Source organism: Streptomyces sp. NPDC054932 (assembly GCF_053610205.1).
On the sequence record NZ_JBSGXU010000265.1, the window covers coordinates 1 to 8,949 of the forward strand.

Annotated in this window: 8 protein-coding genes; 1 reads left to right on the top strand and 7 read right to left on the bottom strand. The window is 72.2% G+C overall.

Annotation, left to right across the window (positions count from 1 at the left end; genetic code table 11):
• Positions 1 to 11: 11 nt before the first annotated feature.
• The 6 genes from ACWGE1_RS38000 to ACWGE1_RS38025 form a co-directional block, all read right to left on the bottom strand.
• Positions 12 to 761 (bottom strand): endonuclease/exonuclease/phosphatase family protein, encoded by a 750-nt coding sequence (locus ACWGE1_RS38000; protein WP_453425035.1) that lies wholly within the window; start codon positions 759 to 761, stop codon positions 12 to 14.
• Between the two features lie 80 nt (positions 762 to 841).
• On the bottom strand, positions 842 to 1,783 hold the full coding sequence (locus ACWGE1_RS38005) for an ROK family glucokinase (protein WP_327262095.1): 942 nt from the start codon (positions 1,781 to 1,783) through the stop codon (positions 842 to 844).
• A gap of 61 nt (positions 1,784 to 1,844) precedes the next feature.
• Positions 1,845 to 2,309, bottom strand: coding sequence for a DUF5304 domain-containing protein (locus ACWGE1_RS38010; protein WP_453425036.1), 465 nt, complete (start codon positions 2,307 to 2,309; stop codon positions 1,845 to 1,847).
• Between the two features lie 78 nt (positions 2,310 to 2,387).
• Positions 2,388 to 3,545 (bottom strand): ArsA-related P-loop ATPase, encoded by a 1,158-nt coding sequence (locus ACWGE1_RS38015; RefSeq protein WP_453425037.1) that lies wholly within the window; start codon positions 3,543 to 3,545, stop codon positions 2,388 to 2,390.
• Between the two features lie 31 nt (positions 3,546 to 3,576).
• Positions 3,577 to 4,017, bottom strand: a complete 441-nt coding sequence (locus ACWGE1_RS38020) for an SRPBCC family protein (protein WP_327262098.1) — start codon at positions 4,015 to 4,017, stop codon at positions 3,577 to 3,579.
• A gap of 163 nt (positions 4,018 to 4,180) precedes the next feature.
• Positions 4,181 to 4,996, bottom strand: coding sequence for a metallophosphoesterase family protein (locus ACWGE1_RS38025; protein ID WP_453425038.1), 816 nt, complete (start codon positions 4,994 to 4,996; stop codon positions 4,181 to 4,183).
• Positions 4,997 to 5,239: 243 nt separating this feature from the next.
• Here ACWGE1_RS38025 and ACWGE1_RS38030 point away from each other — a divergent pair, with 243 nt between their 5' ends.
• On the top strand, positions 5,240 to 7,036 hold the full coding sequence (locus ACWGE1_RS38030; RefSeq protein ID WP_453425039.1) for an AMP-dependent synthetase/ligase: 1,797 nt from the start codon (positions 5,240 to 5,242) through the stop codon (positions 7,034 to 7,036).
• Positions 7,037 to 7,056: 20 nt separating this feature from the next.
• Here the strand turns inward: ACWGE1_RS38030 and ACWGE1_RS38035 are convergent, their stop codons facing one another.
• Positions 7,057 to 8,673: a GMC oxidoreductase gene (locus tag ACWGE1_RS38035; protein WP_453425040.1), complete on the bottom strand. Its 1,617-nt coding sequence runs from the start codon at positions 8,671 to 8,673 to the stop codon at positions 7,057 to 7,059.
• Between the last annotated feature and the right edge of the window lie 276 nt (positions 8,674 to 8,949).

The window sequence follows — 8,949 nt, forward strand, 5'->3', positions numbered from 1 at the left end:
GGACCACCGGCCTACGGCGTGGCCGCCAAACGCAGGGCCGCCAGCACCGGCAGGTGGTCCGTCGCCGTGCGCAGGTCCGTGCGCGAGACCCCCGGCAGGCCCTCGGGGACACCGCAGGCCAGCACCTCCACCCCCTTCGTCGCGAACACGGCGTCGATCCGGCGGTCCGGTGCCGTCGCCGGGAAGGTCGCCTCCCCGCCCCACGGGGCCACCGCCCGGCAGTCCTGGAGCTCGGCGGCCAGCCGCCCGTAGGCCGGCCCCTCCGGGCCCTCGTTCAGGTCGCCCCCGACGATCGCGTACGGCACGTCCATGTCGGCCAGCCGGTCCAGCAGCAGGTCAGCGTGGGCCCGGCGCTCGGCGGACTGGAGCGACAGGTGTACGGAGGCCAGGCCCACCCGCGCCCCCGCGACCCGGACCACCGCCGTGGCGAAGCCCCTGCGGTGCAGGCCGGGCGTGCGCGGCAGCAGGACGTCCTCCGCGCGCTCCACGAAGACCCGCAGCGAGCACAGCAGCAGTGGCCCGGCCGCCGTCGCGCCCCCGCCCAGCACCACCAGGTCGCACCGGGCGGCCAGTCGCGCCGCGTGTTTGCGCCATCGGAAGAACCGCGGGGCCTCCTGGACGAGGACGAGGTCCGGCTCGCACGCCCGGATGACCCGGACCAGCGCCTCCTCGTCGTCGCGCAGCGAGCGGATGTTGTAGCTGAGTACCCGGATCACGGCAGAACCGTCGGGCTCCGTACGGGACTTCGGCAGCTGGTCCATGCCCCGCAAGATACGCAGCCGCCCGCCGCTCCCCCAAGGGGCGCGACGGGCGGCAGGCGTGGAAAGAAGGGTGAAGCCGCTCAGCCCTGGCGGGCCAGGTCGGCCGCGCCGACGAGCCCGGCCTTGCCGCCGAGCTGCGCGGCCAGCACCTGCGCGTGCGGACGCCAGGCGCCGCCGACCAGCCAGCGCTTGAAGGACTTGCGGATCGGGTCGAGGACCAGGTCTCCCTCGTCCGAGACGCCACCGCCGACGATGAAGGCGGACGGGTCGAAGAGCGAGGCCAGGTCGGCCAGTCCCGCTCCGGCCCAGCGGGCCAGTTCGCGGAAGGCGTCGATGGCGACCAGGTCGCCCTGCCGGGCGGCCTCGCTGATGTGCTTGCCCTCGATGCCCTCGGCGGTGCCGTCGCCGAGCGCGAGCAGGATCGCCGCGTTCTCGGGGGTGGCGTTGGCGCGCTGCTTCGCGTACCGGACGAGCGCGCGCCCGGAGGCGTACTGCTCCCAGCAGCCCTGGCTGCCGCAGCCGCACAGCAGCCCGTCCGGGACGACCCGGATGTGGCCGAACTCGGCGGCGACGCCGAAGCGTCCGCGGCGCAGCTTGTTGCCGATGATGATGCCGCCGCCCAGGCCGGTGCCGAGCGTGATGCAGATGACGTCCTCGTGGCCCTGGCCCGCGCCGAAGCGGTATTCGCCCCAGGCCGCGCAGTTCGCGTCGTTCTCGACGACGACGGGCAGGCCGATGCGCTGCTCGACCTTGTCCTTCAGCGGTTCGTGCCGCCAGTTGATGTTGGGCGCGAAGAGTACGGTCGCGCGCTTGTCGTCCACGTATCCGGCGGCGCCGATGCCGACGGCCTCGATGGTGTGGTTGCTGCTGACCTCGGAGACGGCGGCGCAGATGGCCTCCGTCACTCCGTCCGCGGTCGGCGGGGTGGGCACCTTGTACGTCTCAAGGATCGTGCCCTCTTCGTCGACCACGCCGGCCGCGATCTTCGTGCCGCCGATGTCGACGCCGATGGTGAGTCCCATTAGTCCCTCGGTTTCCGGTCAAACCCCGCCACGGCCAACGGTACCCGAGGGTGCCGGAGGTTCAGTCGAGATCGATCCGCTCGGACGGGCCGGCGTCGGGGCCGTCGTCGCGGGGGTCGTGGTCGTGGGACGCCTGCCGGGGGGTGGGGGGTTCGCCCCGCGTCCAGCGGCGCTCGTGGCCCTCGACGGCCGAGCGGTAGGCGGCGAGCAGCTCGGAGCCGGCGGCCGCGAGGTGGTCGAACACCTCCGGGTTGCGCTCGATGACGGGCTTGGCGGCGGTCCTGGCCTGGTCGACGATCTGGCGCACGGCGCCCTGTGCGGCTACGCCGAACAGCGGGTTGTTCAGCCCGGAGACCTTGTCGGCGACGGCCTCGAAGAGCTTGAACAGCTCCTCGGCGGCGGTGCCGGTGCCACCGGCACCGGCCTGGCCCTGTCCGCGCAGACGCTCCTTCTCGGCGGCGAGGTCCTCGGCGCAGGCCCTGGCCCAGGCGTCGTCGTCGGTGGGGCGGTCGGTGGCCTCGCTCATGGCGGACTCTCTTCTGCGGCAGCTGCTGGGCGTGCGGTGGCGACTACCTTCGACGGTACCCGAACGGGGGTACACGGTTCATTGCGTACGCGGCCACAGTCCCGGGTCCGGGGTGAAGCGGATGCGCAGCTCCCCCTCGGCGAGGGCGGCGCCGGAGACGGTGCAGCGGCGCAGCGCCGAGGGGAGCGGAACGATCCTGCGGTAGGGGCCCGCGGTGAGCAGGAGCTCGTCGCCGCGGCGGACGAGGTCGAGGTCGCTCTTGTGCGCGCCGGGCAGCGGTACGGCCCAGACGAGGACCCCGTCCCCGGCGCGCCGGTCCTCGACGGCCCAGGCCCGGCGGGGTGCGGGCGCCTGCGGTACGAGCCCGTCCGTGGCGGCGAGCCGTTCCAGGTCCTGCGGGCCGCGCGGGTCGCGCCCGAGGTGGGCGAGGGGCACCACCGGGAGCTCCCCGGCCCACTCGGCGGCGTACTTCTCCTGCTGGGCGGCGAGTCCGGCGAGCCAGGGGTCGGCGGAGTCCTGCGGGACCATCCGGTTGGCGACGACGGCGGAGAGGGGCAGCTGCTGGAGGGCGAGGCCGAGCCGGCCGAGGCGCAGGGTGTCGGCCGCGGCCGGTCCGGGCTCGGCGACCAGCCGCAGCTCGGTGGTGTCGGCCTCGACGACGGCCTGGACGGCGGCCAGCTCCTCGTCCCAGCGGGCGGCGGTCTCGTAGAGCCACTGCGCGGGCATGGGTACGCCGGCCAGCTGGGCCAGTACGGGCCGCAGGGCGCGGGCGGCCTGCTTCTCGGCGGGCAGCAGCCGGGCGAGGTAGCGGCGCAGCTGGGCCGGGAGGGCGAGGGTGGCCACGGTCTGGTGGAGCGGCGGCATGTCGACGACGACGAGGTCGGTGCCGGGCGCGGCGGCGGCCCGGCGCAGGGCGCGGAGCAGGGCGAACTGCTCGGCGCCGGGCAGTTCGGTGATCTCCTCGGCGCCCAGCGGCCGGGCGCCGACCATGCCGAGCAGGGCGGAGCCGCGCTGCTGGAGGGCGACGAGTTCTTCGCGGAACTCCTCGCCGGAGTCCACCCGGGCCACCCGCAGCCCGGGGACGTCGGGGTCCCCGATCAGGGCGTCGAGCGGGTCGCCGACGTCGCCGGAGAGCAGCAGCACCCGCCGCCCCCGGCGGGCCGCGGCGAGGGCGGTGGCCGCCGCCACGGTGGTCCGCCCGGCCCCGCCGGGGCCGGTGATGAGCAAGGTGTGCATGTGGGGGTGCTCCGGTGTGCGGGAAGCGGGCTCAGACGGCTTCGACGCGCTTCTTCAGGCCCGCGAGCGCGCGGTCGATGATGACCTTCTCGGCCTTGCGCTTGATCATGCCGAGCATGGGGATCTTGACGTCCACGGTCAGCTGGTAGGTGACCTCGGTGCGCTTCCCGCCGTCGACCGCCGTCAGCCGGTACGAGCCGTCCAGCTGGCGCAGCATCTGGGACTTGTCCAGGGTCCAGCTGACCTCGTCCGTGCCCTTCCAGGTGTAGGCGAGGGTGTGGTCGTCCTTGATCGCGCCCGCGTCGAGCAGCAGGCGGACCTTCTCGGCGCGCCCGTCGGCGTCGGTGGCCAGTACCTCGGCCTCCTTCACCTCGCCGGTCCACTCGGGGTAGCGGGCGAAGTCGGCGATCACGGCCATCACGTCGGTGGGCGCAGCCTCGATCGTGATGCTTGAGCTGGTGTGTTCCGCCATCGCGGTCGCTCCTCCGGGCTGGGGGTACCTCCCAGCGGCAGCTGGGCAAGTTCGAGGATGTGTGCGGCCTGGGGCCGCCGCGTGAAGGCTACCGCGCGTGTGGACGTCGCCACTCCAGCGCCTCCCGCACCCTGCCGGAGGCCGCCGCGATGCGGCTTGATCCCTACCATTCGAGGACCCAGGGCCGGCCGGTGGCCGCGAAGTGGCCCACGTTCACGCACTCGGTGCGGCCGATGCGCATCCGCCGGGCCAGCGGCTGGTGGACGTGTCCGAAGAGGGCGTAGCGGGGCCGGGTGCGGCGGATGGCGGCGAGCAGGGCCTCGCTGCCGCGTTCGAACCGGCGGGCGACGGTGTCGTAGCAGAGCTCGGGCACTTCCGGCGGGATGTGCGAGCAGAGCACGTCCACCTCGCCGAGGGCCTCCACCTTGGCGGCGTACTCCTCCGGGTCCACCTCGTACGGGGTCCGCATCGGGGAGGGCAGTCCGCCGCCGACGAAGCCGAAGACGCGGCCGCCGATCTCCACGCGCTGTCCGTCGAGCACGGTGAGACCGTGCTGGTCGGCGTACTCGGGCCACAGGCCCGGAATGTCGACGTTGCCGTAGGTGGCGTACGTGGGAGTGGGGAAGGCGGCGAACATCTGGGCGTACTGGCGGCGTACGGCGCCCTCGATCAGGGACTCCCGGTCCAGGCCGGCCCACAGCTCCCGGCCGAAGGCGCGGGCCTCGTCGAAGCGGCGCGCGGTGCGCAGCTCGACGATCCGGTCGGCGTTCTCGACGCCGAACAGGTCGGGGAAGATGCCGCGCGAGTGGTCGGCGTAGTCGAGGAAGAGCACGAGATCGCCGAGGCAGATGAGGGCGTCCGCGCCCTCGCCGGCACGGGCGAGGGCCTCGGTGTTGCCGTGCACGTCGCTGACGACGTGCACCCGCGTGCGGCCTGATCCGCTCGTACCGACCTGCGCTCCCCGCATGCTGCCACCCATGGCGCCCACCCTAGGGGTGCCTGGTGGCGCCGGGTAGAGGGGGTGGGAGAGGGGGGCGGACCTGCGGTTACTTCCGAGTCGCAAGAGGGGTCGACTACTGTCGGCACGTAAGGGCGAGACGGGGTAAGTACAGAATGTGACGCACGGAACATCTGGCCGGTTCCCCCTATCGGGAACCCACTACCGGTGGGTAACGTCCGGTCGGTCCACATGGTGGCGATGGCGCCCAGAGGAGCAGCAGTCTTGCGCGAGTTCAGCCTTCCGGCCCTGTACGAGGTCCCGTCGGACGGGAACCTGACGGATCTCATCCGCCGCAACGCCGCTCAGCATCCAGACACCGCCGTCATGAGCCGCAAGGCAGACGGCCGGTGGCAGGACGTGACCGCGACCGAGTTCCTCGCCGAGGTCCGGGCCGCGGCCAAGGGGCTGATCGCGGCCGGCATCCGGCCCGGCGACCGGGTCGCCCTCATCTCCCGCACCCGCTACGAGTGGGTGCTGTTCGACTTCGCGATCTGGAGCGCGGGCGGCGTCACCGTCCCCGTGTACGAGACCAGCTCCCCCGAGCAGGTCCAGTGGATCCTCGGCGACTCCGGTGCCGTGGCGGTCATCGTGGAGAGCCCGGCGCACAGCGCGTCCGTGGCCTCGCTGCGCGACCGGCTGCCGGAGCTGCGCGAGGTCTGGGAGATCGAGCAGGGCGCGCTGGAGACGCTGAAGGCCGCCGGCGCGGAGATCTCCGACGCCGAGGTCGAGGAGCGCAGCAGCCTCGCCAACGCCGACGACCCGGCCACGATCGTCTACACCTCGGGCACCACCGGCCGCCCCAAGGGCTGCGTGCTGACCCACCGCAACTTCTTCGCGGAGTGCGGCAACGCGGTGGAGCGCCTGAGCCCGCTGTTCAAGACCGGCGAGTGCTCGGTCCTGCTGTTCCTGCCGGCCGCACACGTATTCGGCCGCCTGGTGGAGGTGGCGGCGGTACTGGCACCGATCCGCCTGGGCTGCGTACCGGACATCAAGAACCTCACCGACGAGCTGCAGTCCTTCCGCCCCACGCTGATCCTCGGCGTCCCCCGGGTCTTCGAGAAGGTCTACAACTCGGCGCGCGCCAAGGCCCAGGCCGACGGCAAGGGGAAGATCTTCGACGCGGCGGCCGACACGGCCATCGCCTACAGCCGTGCGCTGGACACCCCGCGCGGCCCGTCGTTCGGGCTGAAGCTCAAGCACAAGATCTTCTCGAAGCTGGTCTACAGCAAGCTGCACGCGGTCCTCGGCGGGCGCGGCGAGTACGCGATCTCCGGCGGAGCGCCGCTGGGCGAGCGGCTCGGCCACTTCTTCCGCGGCATCGGCTTCACGGTCCTGGAGGGCTACGGCCTGACCGAGTCCTGTGCCGCGACCACCTTCAACCCGTGGGACAAGCAGAAGATCGGTACGGTCGGCCAGCCCATGCCGGGCTCCGTGGTGCGCATCGCGGACGACGGCGAGGTGCTGCTGCACGGCGAGCAGATCTTCACCGGGTACTGGAACAACGAGGCGGCGACCGCCGAGGCGCTGACCGACGGCTGGTTCCACACCGGCGACGTCGGCACCCTCGACGAGGACGGCTACCTCACGATCACGGGCCGCAAGAAGGAGCTCATCGTCACGGCGGGCGGCAAGAACGTGGCCCCCGCGGTGATCGAGGACCGGATCCGGGCGCACGCGCTGGTCGCCGAGTGCATGGTGGTCGGCGACGCGAGGCCGTTCGTGGCCGCGCTGGTCACCATCGACGAGGAGTTCCTCGGCCGCTGGGCGGCGGAGAACGGCAAGCCGGCCGGGATCACGGCGGCGGAGCTGCGCGAGGACGCGGACCTCATCGCCGCCGTCCAGAAGGCGATCGACGACGGCAATGCGGCGGTCTCCAAGGCGGAATCGGTGCGGAAATTCCGCATTCTGCCCTCCCAGTTCACGGAGGAGTCGGGCCACATCACGCCGTCGCTGAAGCTGAAGCGCAACGTGGTGGCGAAGGACTACGCGGACGAGATCGAGGCGCTGTACCGCGGCTAGTCCGCGGCCGGAGGCAGCTGTTAGCGGGGGTCCTCGGCGAGGATCCGGGCCATGTTCCGCTCCGCGAGGGCGGTGATGGTCACGAACGGGTTCACGCCGAGCGATCCGGGGATCAGGGAGCTGTCGACCACGTACAGCCCCTGGTAGCCCTTCGCCCGCCCGTACAGGTCGGTGGCGTCCCCGAGGACGCAGCCGCCGAGCGGGTGGTAGGTGAAGTTGTCGGCGAACGCCCTGTTGTCGCCGAAGAGGTCGTACCGGTACATCGTGAAGTTGCGCCGGTTGATGCGGTCGAAGAGGTTCTTCGCCGCGTCGACCGAGGGCGTGTTCTGGTCCCGCCGCCAGTTGAGACGGGCCGAGTCGGTGGCGGCGTCGTAGGTGAAGTGCCCGCGCTCCCGGTTCTTGGTGATGGCCAGGTACATCGAGATCCAGTGCTCGATGCCCATGGGGAGCGGGGCGATCTCGGCGAAGACCGGGTTCGCGGCGTTGTCCCAGTCGTCGATGCCCATCGCGGGCATGGTGGCCTGGTTGCAGCCGACCGTGTCCCACAGATGGTTGGCGCGGGCGGTCATGACGTTGCCGTTGTGGCCCCAGCCGAGCCCGACCTTGTCGTTGAGCGCGGGCAGCGTCCCCTTCTCGCGGGCCCGCAGCAGGATCTCGGTGGTTCCGAGGCTCCCGGCCCCGAGGAAGAGCTGCCTGCAGCCCAGTTCGCGGACCTGGGTGACCCGTCCGGTGACGTCACTGGTCCGCACGGTCAGGACGTACCCCCCGGCCGGGTCGGGCCGTACGCCGACCACGCGCTGCATGGTCTCGATGGTGACGTTGCCGGTGCCGACGGCCGCGGCGAGGTAGGTCTTGTCGACGCTCTTCTTGCCGTGGTTGTTGCCGTAGATGACCTCGCCGGCCAGTGCCGAGCGGGGTGCGGTGCCGGCCGCCTCGCGCTTCATGTGCTCGAAGTCGTAGACGTTGGGGACGAAGACGGTCTTGAGGCCGGTGTTGTGGGCGTGCTTGCGGGAGATCCGGGCGAAGCGGTACCACTCGGTGGACTCGAACCAGGCCGGGTCGATGTCGTTGACCCCGAGCATCGCCCGGGCGCGGGGGTAGTACGTGCCGTACATCTCGTCGGCGTCGACCCGGGGCAGCACCTCGGAGAAGTACGAGCGCCGGGGCGTCGGGGCCATCCCGCCGTTGACGAGGGATCCGCCCCCGACCCCGCGCCCGACGTACACGGACATGTCGCCGTGGTTCACGCGGTCGAGGACGCCGGGGTACGGGCTGATGTCGCGGTTGACCACGTCGAGCCAGAGGAACTGGGCGAGCGGGGCCTCGGTGCGGTTGCGGAACCACATGGAGCGCTGGTCGGGCGCGGAGGTGGAGGGGAAGACCTTGCCGTCGGCCCCGGGGGTGTCCCAGAGTCGGCCCATCTCCAGGACGACGGTGCGTACGCCCGCCTGCCCGAGCCGCAGGGCGGCGACGGCGGAGCCGTAGCCGGAACCGACGACGATGGCGGGGGCGTACTGGGCGGCGGCGGGCTCCACGGCCGCGGCGGAGGCCGCCCCGATCCGGGTGAAGCCGAGCGCGGCGGCGGTCGAGAGGGCGCCGAGTCCCAGTAGTTGACGGCGCGTCAGGTTGGATGTCATGGCCGCATCATGAGCGGAATCCAGCCGTCCGCCCAGACGTGGTATTGACAGATATCTGAGGAACAGTCAGACGTGGCGCGCTACTCCGGGGCTGCCGCTGCGCGGAGCTGTCCCCGCCCCGCCCTTTCTCCGTTTCTCGGGGCTCCGCCCCGAACCCCGCTCCTCAAACGCCGGAGGGGCTGAAGATTCAGCCGGCGTCGGCAAATCCAGCCTCGCCGGCGTTTGAGGCGCGGGGTCCGGGGCGGAGCCCCGGCGGCGCGGCCGCACGGCTACAGC